Annotated in this window: 16 protein-coding genes; 5 read left to right on the top strand and 11 right to left on the bottom strand. The window is 64.8% G+C overall.

The window, feature by feature from the left end:
* Nucleotides 1–10 precede the first annotated feature (10 nt).
* Nucleotides 11–1,687, bottom strand: coding sequence for a class I adenylate-forming enzyme family protein (locus WDA27_06020; protein MFA5890491.1), 1,677 nt, complete (start codon nt 1,685–1,687; stop codon nt 11–13).
* Nucleotides 1,688–1,695: 8 nt separating this feature from the next.
* Nucleotides 1,696–2,490, bottom strand: coding sequence for an enoyl-CoA hydratase-related protein (locus tag WDA27_06015; protein MFA5890490.1), 795 nt, complete (start codon nt 2,488–2,490; stop codon nt 1,696–1,698).
* 81 nt (nt 2,491–2,571) lie between these two features.
* On the opposite strand from WDA27_06015, the gene WDA27_06010 reads away from it, so the two are divergent.
* A complete protein-coding gene (locus tag WDA27_06010) occupies nt 2,572–3,000 on the top strand; it encodes a MaoC family dehydratase N-terminal domain-containing protein (protein ID MFA5890489.1) in 429 nt (142 codons plus the stop codon).
* A 9-nt stretch (nt 3,001–3,009) separates the two neighbouring features.
* Nucleotides 3,010–3,444 carry a MaoC/PaaZ C-terminal domain-containing protein gene (locus WDA27_06005; protein MFA5890488.1) on the top strand — a complete coding sequence of 145 codons (435 nt, stop codon included), beginning with the start codon at nt 3,010–3,012 and terminating at the stop codon, nt 3,442–3,444.
* On the opposite strand, the gene WDA27_06000 is transcribed toward WDA27_06005, so the two are convergent.
* The 8 genes from WDA27_06000 to WDA27_05965 all read right to left on the bottom strand — a co-directional run bounded on the left by WDA27_06000 (nt 3,441) and on the right by WDA27_05965 (nt 12,400).
* Complete coding sequence (locus WDA27_06000) at nt 3,441–4,262, bottom strand: ABC transporter ATP-binding protein (GenBank protein MFA5890487.1); 822 nt, start codon at nt 4,260–4,262, stop codon at nt 3,441–3,443. The two genes, WDA27_06005 and WDA27_06000, sit on opposite strands and share 4 nt — an antisense overlap.
* A complete protein-coding gene (locus WDA27_05995) occupies nt 4,237–5,040 on the bottom strand; it encodes an ABC transporter ATP-binding protein (protein ID MFA5890486.1) in 804 nt (267 codons plus the stop codon). The genes WDA27_06000 and WDA27_05995 overlap by 26 nt, the downstream gene beginning before the upstream one ends.
* Nucleotides 5,037–6,971: an ABC transporter permease gene (locus WDA27_05990; protein MFA5890485.1), complete on the bottom strand. Its 1,935-nt coding sequence runs from the start codon at nt 6,969–6,971 to the stop codon at nt 5,037–5,039. Before WDA27_05990 ends, WDA27_05995 begins: the two co-directional genes overlap by 4 nt.
* Before the next feature lie 18 nt (nt 6,972–6,989).
* The gene (locus tag WDA27_05985; GenBank protein MFA5890484.1) at nt 6,990–7,466 is read right to left on the bottom strand and encodes a hypothetical protein; all 477 of its coding nucleotides are present in this window, start codon (nt 7,464–7,466) and stop codon (nt 6,990–6,992) included.
* A 25-nt stretch (nt 7,467–7,491) separates the two neighbouring features.
* Complete coding sequence (locus WDA27_05980) at nt 7,492–8,979, bottom strand: hypothetical protein (GenBank protein ID MFA5890483.1); 1,488 nt, start codon at nt 8,977–8,979, stop codon at nt 7,492–7,494.
* Between the two features lie 101 nt (nt 8,980–9,080).
* Complete coding sequence (locus tag WDA27_05975; GenBank protein ID MFA5890482.1) at nt 9,081–10,622, bottom strand: ABC transporter substrate-binding protein; 1,542 nt, start codon at nt 10,620–10,622, stop codon at nt 9,081–9,083.
* A 157-nt stretch (nt 10,623–10,779) separates the two neighbouring features.
* The gene (locus WDA27_05970; protein MFA5890481.1) at nt 10,780–11,679 is read right to left on the bottom strand and encodes an SDR family oxidoreductase; all 900 of its coding nucleotides are present in this window, start codon (nt 11,677–11,679) and stop codon (nt 10,780–10,782) included.
* A 4-nt stretch (nt 11,680–11,683) separates the two neighbouring features.
* Nucleotides 11,684–12,400: a MerR family transcriptional regulator gene (locus WDA27_05965; protein MFA5890480.1), complete on the bottom strand. Its 717-nt coding sequence runs from the start codon at nt 12,398–12,400 to the stop codon at nt 11,684–11,686.
* Between the two features lie 147 nt (nt 12,401–12,547).
* Here WDA27_05965 and WDA27_05960 point away from each other — a divergent pair, with 147 nt between their 5' ends.
* Nucleotides 12,548–13,885, top strand: a complete 1,338-nt coding sequence (locus WDA27_05960) for a M20/M25/M40 family metallo-hydrolase (protein ID MFA5890479.1) — start codon at nt 12,548–12,550, stop codon at nt 13,883–13,885.
* Nucleotides 13,882–14,679, top strand: coding sequence for a methyltransferase domain-containing protein (locus tag WDA27_05955; protein ID MFA5890478.1), 798 nt, complete (start codon nt 13,882–13,884; stop codon nt 14,677–14,679). The genes WDA27_05960 and WDA27_05955 overlap by 4 nt, the downstream gene beginning before the upstream one ends.
* On the opposite strand, the gene WDA27_05950 is transcribed toward WDA27_05955, so the two are convergent.
* Entirely contained in the window at nt 14,663–15,070 is a 408-nt protein-coding gene (locus WDA27_05950) for a PaaI family thioesterase (protein ID MFA5890477.1), read from the bottom strand. The genes WDA27_05955 and WDA27_05950 overlap by 17 nt on opposite strands.
* A 129-nt stretch (nt 15,071–15,199) precedes the next feature.
* Between WDA27_05950 and WDA27_05945 the strand changes: the two genes are divergently transcribed.
* On the top strand, nt 15,200–16,369 hold the full coding sequence (locus WDA27_05945) for a thiolase family protein (GenBank protein ID MFA5890476.1): 1,170 nt from the start codon (nt 15,200–15,202) through the stop codon (nt 16,367–16,369).
* The last annotated feature ends 107 nt before the right edge of the window (nt 16,370–16,476 follow it).

Here is a 16,476-nt window from a genome sequence, read left to right as displayed (position 1 = left end):
GCGCGGCCGTTTACTCGAGATCTTCTTTCATTTCCGCCAGAAGCCGTTCGCGGACTTCCCGCCGCTTCGGCTTGAGGCTGAACGTAAACGGCATGTCGTCCATCAACACGATCTCGCGTGGGCACTTGTAGGGGGCAATGCGTTCGCGCGCCCACTCGAGCAACTCCTCGGGTGTCGTGGTCGCACCCGGGCGCAGCTTGACCGCCGCCACGGGCCGCTCGCCCTTGATCGGGTGCGGGACACCCACGGTGGCCGCGTGTTCGACGTCGGGGTGCTGGGTCAAGTGCTGATCCACTTCGTTCGCCGAGATCTTGTACCCACCGGACTTGATGATCTCCGCCGAGCGTCCCACGAAGAAGAGCATTCGCCACTTCCCCTGGCGGACGATGTCTCCGGTGCGGAACCAGCCGTTCTCGAATGCCAGCTCGGTCGCGAAGTCGTCGTTCCAGTAGCCGCGAGTGATGTTGGGCCCGCGAAGCAGCAGTTCGCCGGGCTTGCCGCGCTCGACGTCTTTGCGGGTGTCTTCGTCAACGATGCGGTAGCGCACCGGAGGCGTCACCCATCCCAGGCAGTTGTCGCCGGCCTCGAAGGGTGGGGTCGCAGTGACGTAGGAGTTGGATTCTGCCATTCCGTACCCACGGATGAACATCGGCTTCACGTGGAACCCCAGCACTCTGCGGCCACCCAACGCGCGCACCGCGCGCACGAGGTCATCGTCGAATGCGTCGGCTCCGCCGCCGAACACGCGCACCGAACTCCAGTCCCTCTTCGCCGCACCGGCGTCCAACAAGATGCGATACATCGCCGGCGCTCCGGGGAACAGTGTCGGGCGAAGTCGCTCAACGACATCGAAGATCACTTCCGGATCGAATTTCGACAGGAAGTATGCCGGCGTCCCGAACCCCAAATACAGGAGCATTTGAGCGTATCCACCGGCGTGAGCGACCGGCATTACGAGCAGAGCGAACCTGCTTTTCAGCTTTGGTGACAGGGCGGCAAGGCGCCCGATGTTGTGGATGCCGACCATGGCCGCCGCATGCGACATCGTCGCACCCTTCGGAAACCCGGTTGTCCCGGAGGTGAAGAACAACAGAGCGATGTCGTCGAGAGATGAGGGCTTCGCCGACTCGACGTAGTCAGGCGCGTCTCGCATCAGGTCCGCCAGCAGTGTCACTCCCTCGGGCGGCTCTTCGTTCCCGATGACCGCCCAATGCTTCACGCTCGGCACCGACGACAGGTCTTTGATTGTCCCGCGAAGGATGCGCGGATCGCACACAAGCAGTTCGATGCCCGCCTTCTGGACGATGAAGTCGATCTCGTTCGGTCGCAGCATGAAGTTCATCGGAACCGGGATTGCCCCGAGTTTCGCCGCCGCGAAGTTGGCGAAAGCGATCTCAACTCGGTTCATGGTGATCAAGCCGACGCGATCGCCGGGGCCGACCCCGAGCGCGCGCAATGCTCCGGCCATCCGATTCACCACTCGCGCCACGTCCCGGAACGACAGGCAATCCCCTGAGAAGCCGGGGTAGTCGATCGGCCCGTCCAGCATGAACGCGGTGCGGTCCCCGTACAGATCGGCGAGGCGGTCGATGAAGTTCGAGTAGTTGAGTTTGGATCGCTCCGTGATCAGGACGCGACGTCGCTTTGCCCAAGAGGGCTGATAGAAGTTCACCCGTGGCTCCCGCATGGCGGCTGTTAGCGTCGTTGCCAGACGGGCACGCGCTTCTCGGCGAATGCGCGCGGACCCTCCTTGGCGTCCTCGCTCATGAACACCTCGGCCGCGAGTTGCAGCTCGAATCCGAAGGCTTCCTTCAATGGAAGACCGATCCCGGTGTACACGGACTTCTTCACCGCCTCGATCGCCAAGGGCGCGTTGGACATGATCTTCTCGGCGTACTTCTTCGCCTCGTCCAGCAGTTGATCCTGCGGGACGATCTTGTTGATGATCCCCATCCGATAGGCATCCTCAGCTGAGATCCAGTCGGCGGTCAGCAGAACTTCCATCGCCCACGGGAAGGGGATCTGCCGGGGCAGACGCACCGTCGTTCCGCCGCCGGGGAACAGCCCGCGCCGGGGCTCGAAGATGCCGAACGTCGAGTTGTCGCTGGCGATCCGGATGTCGGTTCCGAGCAGCATCTCCATACCGCCGGCAACGCACGTCCCGTTGACCGCGGCGATGACCGGCTTCCAAAGATCGAATTCCCGGAGCACTGCGACCAGTCCGGCGTCGGCGCGGATCTCGCTCTTGCCGCTGGCGAGGTCGGCGAGGTTGTCTGTGACCATCGGCACGAACGACTTCAGGTCGGCGCCGACGCAGAAGTCCGCGCCGGTGCCGGTGATGATGGCGACGCGGGCGTCGTCGTCGTCACGGAAGTCGATCCACGCATCGGCGAGAGCTCCGAAGTGCGGGAGATCCAACGCGTTGCGTCGCTCCGGCCGGTTGATCGTGATGATGTGGAGCCCGTCTTGCTTCACGACTTCGATCGCCACGGTTCCCCTCCAGGATCAGTTTCGGATGTATTCGGTCGATCGCCTATGCTTCGCGCGGCCCTATCTTCTGTGGGAGGGAACATGGCCGACAAATCCATCATCGGTATGGACATTGGAACCACGGTAATTCCCGTCGAGCGCGGCAAGATCCGCGAGTTTGCGGCGGCGATTCTGGACGAGAGCCCCGAGTATGAAACGGAAGGGCCGCCGGCTCCACCGACATTCACCATGACGGTGGCGTTCTGGCCGCGTGTGGGTCCGATGCCGGATCTCGGGCTCAATTACATGCGCGTGCTGCATGCCGAGCAGCAGTACGAGTACTTGCTGCCGGTGCAGGCGGGCGACACGTTGACGGCGCACACGACGATCGACGACGTGTACACCAAGGAAGGCAAGAAGGGAGGCACGCTGACGTTCGTCGTCTTCAAGACATCCTTCACCAACCAGCGAAACGAAACGGCAATCGTCGCGCGCCAGGTGATCGTCGAGACCGCCAAGGCTGCGGTGTAGGAGGCGAAGATGAGCGAACTTCCTTTGTTGCAGTTCGACGCCGTCGCCGAGGGCGAGGACGTCGCTCCGTTCGTGCTTGAGAACGTCAACCGCACGCACTTCGTGAAGTACGCCGGGGCTTCGGGGGACTTCAACCCGATGCACCACGACGACACCATGGCCCAGGCTGTCGGGTATCCGAGCGTGTTCGGACATGGGATGTTCAGCGCCGGAGTGCTGTCGGGATACGTGACACGGTTGATCGGCGGCGTGGCGAACCTGCGCAAGTTCTCCACTCAGTTTCGCGGACAGATCTGGCCCGGGGACACCGTCACGTTCTCGGCCAAGATCACTGGGAAGTCCACCGAGAATGGGGAGAACCGTGTGGACATGGATCTGGCGGTGACCAATCAGGACGGAAAGGCGATCGTGCTGGGATCGGCGACCGCCGCGCTGACGTCTTAGCGTTTGATGGAACTGGTGCGCCCCGGGGCTTTGCTCCGGGGCGCTTGCCGTTTGCGAGCCGGGGCGCGCGCGGGCAACTTCGCGACGGGCGGTTCCTTCGTCGGGGCCGACGTCGCTTGCGAGCCCCCGAGATACGCCGCTGCAAGGGCTCCGCGCGCGAGTTCGCCGGGCTCGCCGATGAACGCGACCGAACCCTTGTGCAAGATCGTCACGATGTCGGCGATGCGCAGCGCGTAGCGAACGTATTGCTCGACGAGCAGGATCGTCGTGCCGAGCCGCCGGATTTCGTCGAGGGTGTCGAAGAGTTCGTGGACGATCTTGGGTGCAAGGCCGAGCGACAATTCGTCGACCATCAGCAGCCGTGGAGTGCGAATGACGGCGCGCGCCAGCGAAAGCATCTGCTGTTCGCCGCCCGACAGCGTGCCGGCGATCTGGTTCTGACGCCTTTGCAGGATGGGAAACAGTTCGTATACCCGTTCCAGCGCTCCGGCGGTTGTTCCGCCGAACGCCGCCATCGCAAGGTTCTCTCGCACCGTCAGGCCGACGAAGATTCCGCGACCTTCCGGGATGTGCGTGAGGCCTTTGCGCGCGATGGCGTGATCGGACGCCCCGTCGATGCGAGCGCCATCGAACAGGATCTCGCCTCGCGACGGTCGCAGCATGCCCGACACCGTGCGAAGCAGGGTGGTCTTGCCGACGCCGTTGGGTCCAAGCAGTGCGACGACCGATCCTTCGGGCACCGCTAGTGCGACGTTCTTCAGCGCGACGAAGCGCCCGTAGCGAGCTTCGACGTTACGGAGTCGCAACAGCGGGGGCATCGTCCTCCTCTCCGAGGTAGGCGCTGCGTACGACCGGGTCGTTCATGACGTCTGTGGGCGCTCCCTGAGCGATCAGCTTTCCGAAGTCCAGCACGTAGATCTCCTTGCAGACCTCCAGCACCAGATCCATGTCGTGCTCGACGATCAGGATCCCGATGCCCATCTCTTCGTTAACGCGTTGCAAGATCCGGCCGAAGTAACGGGTTTCGTCGGAGTCGAGTCCCGACGAGGGTTCGTCGAGCAACAGAACGATCGGGGCCGCGCACAGCGCGCGTCCGAGTTCCAGGGTGCGCGCTGTGCCGACCGGGAGGTCCGCGGCTCGTCTCCCGCCGGCCCATTCGAGGTCGAGCATCTCGAGCACGCGAAGCGCCAGGCCGGTGCAGCGGCGCTCCTCGCGACGGCGCTGCGGGAGTGCAAGCAGGTCGGCGATTACTCCCAACTTGCTTTCCTTGGCTTCGGCGGCAACCAGCAGGTTGTCCAGGACCGTCATGCGCCCGAAGAGTTCCAGTCGTTGAAACGTCCGACCCATTCCCAGTCCCGCCCGAGTCGACGCGCTCGCGGACGTGATGTCACGCCCGCCCAGGACGATGCTTCCGGACGTAGGTGTCTGGAAGCCGCTCAAGACATTGAAGGTGGTCGTCTTTCCCGCCCCGTTGGGGCCGATCAGCCCGACGAACCCTCCGGGGGCAACCGTCAGCGACACGTCGTCGACGGCAGTGAGGCCGCCGAAGCGGACCGTGATTCCTTGCGCGCGAAGCTCGGCTGCCGGACGGGTCATTCGCTGCCTCCCGATACGGCCGGGACCGGATCGATATCGATGGGTTGTTGCGCCGCCGCGCGCCGGTCGATGGCTCGCAAGACCGCCGCGCCGGCTCTGCGCAACTCACCGAACATGCCCTCGGGGTTCTTGGCCAGCGCGACCGTCGCGCCGAGCCCGAACAAGATCAACTGAATGCGGTAGAGGAAGGGGAAAGCATTGGCAACCATCGGGTACAGACCCCACACGAGACCGGCCGTGATCGCTCCACCGACGTGAAAGATCCCGCCCAGAACCGCAAGCGTCATGAAGATCAGCGAGTAGAAGGGGATGAAAGTCCGCGACGTGGCCTGCTCTTGGATCATCCCGACCAAGACGCCGCCGATACCTGCGATGAACGCGGAAATCCCAAAGATCAGCACTTTGTAGCGTGTGACCGAGATTCCCAGAGAGCGGCACGCGGTCTCGCTGTCGCGCATCCCGGCAAGCACGCGGCCGGTGCGTCCCGTGCGCAGGTTCACCGCAAGAGCCGCCGCCGCCGCGAGTGTTCCAAGAGCGAGGTAGAAGAAAGCGGTGTCCCCGCGGAAGCCCGTCGGTCGTAAGACTGCGATTCCACCTTCGCCGCCCGAGAATGCCGGATGCTCGAAGAACAGCGATTGCGCCATGAACGCGAAGGCCAGCGTCATCAACGCAAGGAACAACCCCTGCATGCGCACTGCAATCAGTCCGATTACGGCGCCGGCCGGGACCGCTGCGAGCGCTCCGAGAGGAAACGCGATCCATCCGGGGATGTGCAGCGTTTGAACCAGGTGCGCGGCGCTAAATGCCGCGATGCCCATGAACGCAGTGTGTCCGAGCGAGATCTGCCCTGAGTACCCGGTCAACACGACCAGCGAAAGGAACACTACGGAATGGATCAATCCGATCGTGACGAACTGCGTGGATGAGGCCGATCCGAACATGGGAACCAGGGCGAGTCCCCCAAAGAGCGTGAGCGCGACGCCCACGCGCGCGCGCGCCGAAGTGCGATCGGCCGCCTCGCGCGTGCGCACAACGAAGCTTGCGCCCTGCCCGGCTGCGCGCAGGGCCTTTGGCGCGAGCAGCAGCGCTCCGGTGATGACGAGGAACGGCAGCGCGTCCGAGATCTTTCCGAGCAATCCCTGGCTGGACGCGTATTGCACGAACAACGCTTGGATGATTCCGATCATCAACCCCCCCGCGTATGCGAGGGGAAGGCTGCGCAGGTAGCCGATGACGGACGCGCCGAGTACGAAGGCGATGATGAACGGAGGGAGGAAGTTCGGGTCCAGCAGCAGCCGCGGTGTCAGCAGGATCCCCATGAGCGCTGCGAAGGATGTTCCCAGGGCCCATGCAAGTCCGGAAACGACTCCCGTGTTGATGCCCATCAGTCCGGCGACGGAGCGGTTGTTGACGACGGCTCGGAACGCAATCCCGAGCTTTGTGTAGCGCAGCATTGCCCCAAGGCCCCCGGCCGCGCCTGCCGCAACCAGCAGCACGCCGAGTTGGTCGACGCCCATGTTCACGCCGAAGGGAAGACGAAGGGTCCCTCGCGGAAAGATCGACGGAACGTTCTTGGTCTGCCCGCCCCAGATCAGGATCACGACTCCCTGCAGAAGCACGAGCAGCCCTACCGTCGCGATGACGCCGATGATCTGCGGCTGCCCTTCGATCCTGCGGAACAGTTGCCGGTCCAGCAGCACGCCGAGCGCCGGCGCGACGATACCGACGACGATGATTGCCGACATCCAGACCGGCAGACCGAACCCGACGCAAAGTTGCCAGTGGACGAACGTGGTGAACAGCGCCAAGGCGCCGTAGCCGAAGTTCAACACCCCTGAAGTCTTGTACGTCAGGACGAGTCCGGTGGATGCCAGCGCGTAGACGCTGCCGCTTACGACTCCCAGCAGGATGGTTCGAATGAAGATCTGCATAGGCGAGGGCGGGGAGGCTCAGTCTCCGCAGAGCTTGCAGACGGTGTATCCGGCCGCCGCAGCCTGCGCGAGCACGAATGCTTCGGTGCCGTCCTTGCCCTCCGTGATTGGACACCCGGGTGCGTGATAGCTGCGTCCGCCGGGAACCACAAAGACATGACCATTGGTGAGGATCCTGGGCGCCGCAGGTGTGTCGTCCGGCGTCGAGCCGTTCGGAGCGGCCGCGTTCGCGAGCGCTCGAATGACAACCCGGCGCAATTCCGAGTTGTCGCGTTCGATCGACGTCTGGACCGACAGGATTCCGGCGACGATGATCAGCCCGAGGCCGAGCAGACCTCCGGAAATCAGGTAGGGGATCTGCTCGGTGATGATGTTCGTGTGGGCCGCGCCGTACCAGCCGAGTAACACCAGGATGACTCCAGCAGCAAACAGCGCGATCGGTGTGATCGCTCGCCACTGCTCGCGCAATTGCTGCCGGTAGCGCGTGATCTTCATCGCCACCTCCGTTGCGCGCGCGCCCTCATTCGCTCCGACCCGGTCCGGCATGGCGTAAGGATGGACCCAATGCCGAAGCCAGAGCAAGGATGAGGAAGGCAATGCCCGCGAACGCAAGGGCCGAGGAGGGCATGCGGGCTGCGAGTCCAAACAACGGCGGCAGCGTCACCGGACCCGTTGGCTGCGCCGGGGGAGTGTCCTGATAGGAATTGAGAGAAGACGCGAAATCGACGCCTGGAGCAGCCGGCGGTGAGTCCTTGGCCCAGAAGTGACTCCCCAGAACCGAGGTTGTGCCGCCGGCGAGGGGGATCCGACTGCCGACGCTGTAGGAGTCCGCGGTGCCGATGGATATCGTGAGCGCGATCGTGCTGCCGCCGAGCGGAACGGCGCCCGATCCGAAACACAACGGAACCTGGGGCGCTTGTGGCGGCTCGAGTTCCCACACGCACTGTGTCTTGACGTTGTCGATGAGTGCTCCGAACACGGGGGCGGCTTCCTCGGGCACGGCGATTGACGGAAGGCGTCCGGCGACGGAGATCTGCAGCCCGCCGACCGACGCTTCGGCCTGCTGTCCGGCGGCGGACTCGTTTAGGCGCCCGGTTGAGATCCGCAGGCCGGCGCGCGCCAGGTCTTCGCGCAGGTCCTCCGTGAGGTTCGCGTTCTGCTCCTTGGACAAGGCGGGATCGGTGACGCGGACTCCATCGCTGTCGATCGTTGCGGCGTGCTGCGCTCCGTCGGCTTCGATCGTGACGTCGCCGAGAGCTAGGCGCGCCTTCGCGGTTGCGGTCACCCCGTCGGAGACGGTTTCGGAAGTGGAAACGAGTGATTCGATACGCACGAGGCCGCCGAGCAGTTTGATTCCCTGAAGGGCGACGCGCACGCGGTGGCCGACGCGCGCGCCGGCGCGCGCCCCGCCGCTGTGGGCATCCAACTGTGCGAACTCGACCAGCGGTGTTCCCGATGCCTCCTGGCGAAGCGCGAACTCATTCGTGAGGACCGACGCCTCCGCGCGGCCGTTGCCTGTGTCGGCGCTGATGTGGCCGACGTCGAGCGACGTGCGATCGAACAGTTGGTTTGCCAGGGCGTCGAATTCCGGGTGACCTTGGGCGGCGCCCTGCGTCGAGGGCGACGTGCGACCAAGGCGGTTCTCGGCGCTGGACGGGCATGCGCCGGTAGCCGGGTAGGTTGCTTGGACCCACTGGATCGCCGGGTAGTCCAGACACCCGGCGAATCCAACGACCAGAGTGCCGGGAAATACCTGCGATGCGAGCGCGTATCCCGACCCGCCTCCCTGGGAACTCAGCGTGCTGCGTGCCACCAGCGCGCCGCCCTCCACCAGGGGGTCCAGGACGCTGGGCCGGACGGCTCCGGTGAGGACGAGGCCTTGACCGCTTCCTCCGGCTTGATAGATCTCCAGGGGAACCGCTGAAGCGCGCGCGGCTGGGGCGAGTGCGACCAGCGCGAAGCATGCGGCGCTTAGCGCGGTTGCGGTTGCGGTGGCCTTGGCTCTCATCAGGCTCCTGTTCCGCTTAGCGGTCCCTTGGGTTTCCCGTTCGTGCGGCGAAATCCTCTGCCGGTGTTGCTTTCATTCGAGCCGACGCATTTGTCCGGTTCCTAGCACTCGTCGACCAGCGCCTTCTTGTCCTCGGCGTTCGGGAACTGACTTTGGTGGTCGCAGAAGTAGCGTTGCCAGTTGAACAGCGGGGACCACTCCCAGAAGTCGGGACCTTCTCGCGGTCCGCTCTTGTCGTACGGTTCGACTTCGACGAAGCGGCCGTTGCGAACCTGCATCAGAAGCTGGGCGCTGAAGATGTTGCGGGTTCTCGGCGTAACCGGCGACAGCAAGCCGTTGGCGGAGAACGGACCCATCGAGTTCAGAGCCTTGAAGAAGCAGGCGCGCGTGAGGTCGGCGCCGCAGGCGCGCACTCCTTCGAAGAACAGCGAGGCCATTCCCCATCCCGGTCCGCCGAAGCTGCCCAGCGTCGAGGGGCGTGGGTAGTAACGCTTGAGCGTGTCGAGGTAGCGCTTCACTTCGTACGAGCCGGGAGTCCACTCCTTCTTGGGGCGTTCGAGCCGTTCGAAGGGAAGCTGCGGCATTGCGAGGTACGTGCCTTCGGCTGCGCTTCCGCCTTGCTCGATGAACGCGGGAAGGTACGAGCTGAACGTGAGACCGAATACCTTGGGCTTTACCCCTTGTTCCTGCATCGCGATCGCGAGTTTCACGTTGGCGTTGTTCTCCATGATGGAGTACACGGCGAGCGGTCCATTCGACGCGGGGCAGTGTCCTTGCATAGCGACGACGTAGTTGGTGAGGTTGTTGTCGAGAACACCGGCGGGCTGTTCGTGGCAGATCTTGACCGAGCCGTTGGTCGATTTCTCGATCGCGGATTCGAACGCCCAGGCCGTAAGGATCGAGATCTGGCTTTCCTTCAGCCAGAACAAAGCTGCCTGCTTTATGCCGAACTTCTTGTTGAGGTAGTCGGTGCCGCTTGTGTGGGTGCTGATGTATCGGCGCATTACTTGACCCGGGACACCGTAGGTGTAGGGACTTTCCGTCCGTTCCCATGTGAGCGGGAAGCCGATATCCGGGATCTTGTGCTTCTTGGAGATGCGCGCGATGCCGGAGTCGTCGGGTGCCGAGACGCTGCCTACGAATGCGAACACCTTGTCCTCGGTCGCAAGCTTGGTCGCAACCGCCTGGTTGGTGGCGCCGCTTCCGTTGTCGTCCTTGATCAGCAGTTCGAATTTGCGTCCACAGATTCCGCCTGCGTCGTTGATCATCCGCACATGGCTGTCGACGGCCTCGACGGCGCTGTTGAACTGGCCGGGCAGTGGGCCCGTGAGCGACGCGATCATGCCGATCTTGACCGTCTTTGCGGTAACCCCGGTGTCGGTTGCGCCGCCGTGACACTGCGCCGCGGCCGATCCCGGTCCGGCGCCCGGCCGCGAAGCGCGCGTGGCGGTTCCGGCAGCACCGGCGAGCGTGCCGGGGTCTGCGGTTGCGGCATCCAGTCCGGCGGGGAGTGTCGATGCGCCGGTGGGAACGCCGGCCGGGTTGAGACCACCTTGCGACAACGGCACGACGCGCGAGCCGCAGGCCGTGAGCACGGCGGTCATGACCGCGACGAGCGCGGTGATCCGGACGGTATGGGTCAAAGCAGGCTCCTCCCCAACTTGTAGCATCCGACCTTACGTTTCCGCTAGGGGATGTTTATCCCGTTTCCTTCATAGACCAGCAATTTCGGCCTGCGCGTGCACCGAAAACGCCGACGCCCGCGCGAAGCGCGGGCGTCGGCGTCGAAGCGTGGATACGTTAGTCCAGAGACGTCGGACCGCCGTTGAAGAGCTTGGCGATCTCGTGTTCGAGTTCGCCGACCGTCCAGCGGCCGCCCTTGTCGATGTTCTTGCCGGGCGTCCAGGGCTGCATGTGCTGCACGAGTCCACCGACCACGACGAAGCACTGACCGCTGATGTGCGCGGCTGCGTCGCTCGCTAGGTAGGCGACGAGCGGAGCGACGTTCTCCGGGGCGAACTGGTCGAACGCGGTGTCGTCCTCGGGAGGCGCCATGACTCCCTCTCCGAAGGTGTTGGTGATCATGCGCGTACGGGCCCGGGGTGCGATCGCGTTGGCCGTGACGCCGTACCGCTTCATCTCTCGCGAGGTAACTTGCGTGAGCGAGGCGATCCCGGCCTTAGCCGCGGCGTAGTTGCCCTGGCCCTTCATCCCGAACAGCCCGGACTCCGAGGCGGTGTTGATGACGCGTCCGGCGACGGTTTCGCCGGCCTTGGATTGCGCGCGCCAGTAGACGCACGCGTGGTGCGTGGTCGCGGCGTGGCCCTTCATGTGCACGCGAACGACGGCGTCCCAGTCATCCTCGGACATGTTGAACATCATCTTGTCGCGCAGGATCCCGGCGTTGTTCACGACGATGTCGAGCTTGCCGAATTCCTCAACCGCTTGGTCGAGGAGTTTCTTCGCGCCCTTCCAATTGGCCACGTTGTCGTAGTTGGCTGAGGCCTTCCCGCCGGCTGCGCTGATCTCGTCGACGACCAACTGCGCGAGGCGCTTGTCGGTTCCGGAGCCGTCCCATTCACCGCCGAGGTCGTTGACGACGACCGCTGCGCCTTCGGCAGCGAGCAGCAGAGCCTCGCCTCGGCCGATCCCGCGTCCCGCCCCCGTGACGATCGCGACCTTGCCCTCTAGTGCTCCCATTTCGCTATCTCCTCCCGTTTCCCAGCAACTCGGTTACCGCTTTAACCAGTGCCTTGCGGTGCAGGGCCGCAACCAGGTCTCCGAGCGGTTCCGATGTCTTCTCCATGAAATCGTCCATGTCGATCTCGGTCAGGGCTTCCGCCATGCGCACCATTTCGGCGGCCTCCGTGCGGGCGATCTCGGTGAGGTGGTGTCGATACGCGCGAACGATTGCGGGTCCCCCGATGAATCCGCGTTCGGCCGTCGCGCCCGCGTCACGAATCCGCGCGAAGGCCATCACGATGCGCGCGTCCAGCGGCGAATACCGAACGGTGCCGTTGTGCGCGGAGGATTCCACTAGGCGCGCGGCAGTCAGCGCGTCGAGTTCGAAGGGCTTGAGCCCGGTCATCGCAAGGAGGTCCGCGCGCTCGATCTCGCTTTCGGAGGAAAGGCGCAGGCTGTCGGCGATGGTTCGGGTTACCCCCGCGAAACGCTCGGGATCGATGTTGGTTTCAGTTCCGGCAGGAACGCCGTCGAGGGTCTCGCGGATCTTGGCCAGTGGGAGGTGAGTGTTCTCCTGAAGTGCCTTGACGAGCTGCGCGCGCCGGACGAATTCCTCCGTGTAGGTGGCGGTGTTGCGTCCGGTCTTCTCGGGCTTGGGTAGCAGCCCCTCGCGGATGTAGTGGTGGATTGCCGAACGCGTAAGCCCGGTGCGCGCACACACATCGCGCATCCGAAGCATGGCCTTCGTCTCTTCCGGCACGAGCACAGTTTCGGGAAGTGTTCGACGTTGAACAAATCGGCGGCGCGCGCCGGGGGGATGGACTGCGCCGTCGAGGCGAACGAGTGTTCGACGCGAGGCGGTTTTGTCGAGGCGTAGGCTGCTCAAATGCGCGACGCCACTGGAGAAGTCACCGACTTGCTGCAACACCTCATCCGCAACGCGTGCGTCAACGATGGGACTGCGGATTCGGGCGGGGAGATCAGAAACGCCGACATCCTTGCGGCCTACCTTGAGGGTTCCGGACTCGACCTGCGGCGTTACGAGCCGCATCCCGGGAGGGGATCCATCGTCGCGCGGATCGAAGGGAGTGATCCGCATGCCCCGTCGCTGGCGCTTCTGGGACATCTCGACGTCGTCCCGGTGAGTCCCGAACGCTGGCGACGAGACCCCTTCGGCGGGGAACTCGTGGACGGTGAGGTGTGGGGCCGGGGCGCCGTGGACATGCTGAACACCACGTCGTCGATGGCCGTCGCGTTCCGTTCGCTTGCGCGCGCCGGGTTTCGCCCCCGAGGGACGCTGGTCTTCGTGGCATGTGCGGACGAGGAGGCTTTGGGGACCCACGGGGCGCAGTGGCTGACCCGAAACGTCGCCGACGATGTCCGGACGGACTACTTGATCACCGAGTTCGGCGGGATGCGGATGCCGGTGGGGGATGCCTCGCGGCCGGTGCTCCCGGTGATGATCGCCGAGAAGGGCACGTACTGGTGCCGGCTGCGCGTGCGGGGGACATCCGGACACGCGTCGATGCCGTTCAAGACCGACAACGCACTGATCAAGGCGGCAGAGGTCGTTCGCAGACTCGGGGCGTTTCGGTCGCCGGCCGTCATGCACGACGTTTGGCGGGGATTCGTCGAACGCTTGGAGATCCCCGACGAGGCGCGCGCCACGCTTCTGGATCCGGAAGCGTTCGATGTCATGTGCGAGAACCTTCCGTTGGGTGAAGGAAGGATGCTGCACGCGTGTACGCATACGACGTTCGCGCCGACGGTGATGCACGGAGGCGTGAAGACGAACGTTATCCCCGACTCCGTCGATCTCCAGGTCGACGTGCGCACGCTGCCCGGGCAGTCCGCCTCGGAGGTCCGCGCGATGTTGAACGAAGCCCTGGGGGATCTCGCTGCGGAAGTGGATGTCGTCGAGGACAGCCCAAGCGACGCGAGCGCGTCGCCGCTGGAGACACCGCTGTGGGGCACCCTGTCGCGCGCCACGGCGGCGCTGGTTCCCGGCGCCCGCACGGTTCCTTTCCTTACCGTCGGGGCGACCGACGCGCGCCATTTCCGGGCGATCGGCGTGAAGGCGTACGGCTATGGATTGCTCAGCGACCGGATCCCGTTCAGCGACTTCGCGCAGATGTTCCACGGCGACGACGAGCGTGTGGACGTGGAGTCTCTGCGGCTATCCACGGAACTGTGGCTCGCGACCGCGCGCGACTTCCTTCAATGAGCGAGAGTCGCATTCACCAGACGGCGGCGCGCGGCTTCGAGGCTGCAGCCGGAGCGTACGCACGCGCGCGCCCCGACTATCCGGCCGCGGCGATCGACTGGGTCGTCGAGGCGCTGGGTGTCGGCGGCGATCCGGACGCGGTGGTGTGCGATCTGGCCGCGGGGACGGGGAAGTTCACCGCAGGTTTGGTGGCGCGCGGAGTTCGCTGCGTAGCGGTGGAACCCGTCGCGGCGATGCGGCGCGCGCTCACTGCCGTCGTGCCTCAGGTGTGGGCGTTCAACGGTTCGGCCGAAGACATCCCGCTTGCCGACGAGAGCCTTGCCGGCGTGACCGTCGCGCAGGCTTTCCACTGGTTCGACGGATCCCGGGCCGCCGCGGAGATTCACCGAGTCCTGCGGCCGGGCGCGCGCCTGGCGGTCGTATGGAACGTGCGTGATGAGCGCACCGACTGGGTTCGGCGCATCTCGGAGATCATCGAGCCGTTCGAAGGTGAGGTGCGGATCCCGCGGTATCGCGACGGCGCGTGGCGCGCGCCACTGGAGCGTGAGGACTTGTTCGCCTTGTGCGGCGCGCGCGAGTTCGCCCACGCGCAGACCCTGACGCCGGAGTCCTTGGTCGAGCGTGTGGCTTCGGTGAGTTTCGTCGCAGTGCTGTCCGAGGAGGAGCGTGCGCGCGTCCTGGGTTCCGTGCGTGAATTGGCCGCAACGCACCCGGATCTACGCGGGCGCCGCGAGTTCTCGCACCCCTACCTGACCGAGGCATACGTCTTCGAGCGTCTTAGCGGTCCCTGCTGAGCATGAACGTCGCGAGTGCCTTCGCGCAGGGGGTTCCCTTGTTGGTCACATCGACTTCGGTTACCGCGAGCCGCGTCCCCAGGTGAAGGACGGTCGCGGTGGCCGTGAGATCTCCGTCGACGACCTTGCGCAGGAAGTTGATCTTCAAGTCGAGGGTGCCGTCGATGCTGCCTGCGGCTTCGCCGAGCGCGATGGCGACGCTGATGCCGCTTGCGATGTCGGCCAGCGCGCCGACGAGCCCGCCGTGGGCCCAGCGGGTGCCGAAGTGGACTTGGGGATCGACGTCGACCCATGCGACACCCTTGTTATGCGGAGTCACTCCGATACGAATCCCGAGCGCCCGATGAAAGGGTAGATCTACATTTGCGGGGATCTCAGTGACGGTTTGCATGCGGCGCGACGGTAGCGCCGCATGGGTCTGCGCGCAACGATTGGCTACGCTCTTGCGCCGAAGTGGGGCGGTGAAACGAGCCGCCGGAGACGGGCGCGGTTGTGCCGCGCGGGAAGGGTGAGTGAGGTCATGCGCGATGCGGTCATCGTTGGGGCGGTTCGTAGCCCCGTCGGGAAGAAGAACGGAAAGTTGTCCGGCGTGCATCCGACGGATCTGCTCGGCACGGTGCTTCGCGCGCTGATCGATCGCGCCGGTATCGACCCTGTGCAGGTCGACGATGTGATCGGCGGTTGCGTGACCCAGTGTGGAGAGCAGGGGGCAAACGTCACCCGCAACGCCTGGATCGCCGCCGGGTTGCCGTGGGAGGTTCCGGCAACGACGGTCGATCGACAGTGCGGGTCGGCTCAGCAGGCCGCGCACTTTGGGGCGCAGGGCGTCATGACCGGCGCGTACGATTTGGTTATCGCGTGCGGCGTGGAAGGGATGAGCCGCGTCGGGCTTGGGAGCAACGCGGTGCAGCCTGGTTTCGCCTTCAGCGACAACTGGCTCGAAGCCGTCGGCGGCAGGGAGTTCCTCTACACGCAGTTCCAGGCCGCGCAAGAGATCGCGCGCCGGTGGAACGTAACCAGGGAAGAAATGGATGCTCTTGCCGTCGAGTCGCATCGGCGCGCGGCGCAGGCGACCGAAGAAGGTCGCTTCGCGAGAGAGATCGTGCCGATCTCGGTGACCCTCGCCGACGGGACCACGGAGGTGATGACGGTCGACGAGTGCATCCGGCCGGGGACCACGATCGAGAAACTCGCATCGCTGCCCTTGATTCGCGAGGACTGTCCGGACATCACCGCGGGGAACTCCTCGCCGATCTCCGACGGTGCGGCTGCGCTGCTGATCGCGTCTCGGGAGAAGGCGGAGGAGCTGGGTCTGCGGCCGCGCGCTCGTTTCGCGCACTTCGCGGTCGCGGCGTGTGAGCCCATCGTGATGCTTCAAGGACCGGTGCCTGCGACCCGGAAACTCCTGGAGCGCTCGGGGATGAAGATCGACGACTTCGACCTGCTGGAGTGCAACGAGGCCATGGGTTCAGTCGTGCCGATGTGGGAGCGCGAGTTCGGTATCGACCACGCAAAGGTCAACGTCAACGGCAGCGGGATCTCGCTTGGGCATCCGGTCGGCTGCAGTGGTGCTCGCATCATGGTGACCCTCCTTCACGAACTGGAGCGCACCGGCGGCCGCTGGGGATTCCAGACGATGTGCGAAGGCGGGGGTCAGGGCAACGCCACCGTGATCGAATGTCTGGCTTGATCGCGGAGTCCAGTTCTTCGTATTGATCCGGCTTTTTCTGGGCGAGGTCGGAAAGACTTGGGCGAATGACGCCTAATCCTTAGGTGTGGGCAAAACGCCTGCGGATT

The sequence above is a fragment of the Actinomycetota bacterium genome (genome assembly GCA_041658565.1).
Classification (GTDB): Bacteria; Actinomycetota; AC-67; order AC-67; family AC-67; genus JBAZZY01.
Note: the sequence above shows the minus strand (reverse complement) of the source record. Positions and strands in the feature narration are given on the sequence as shown.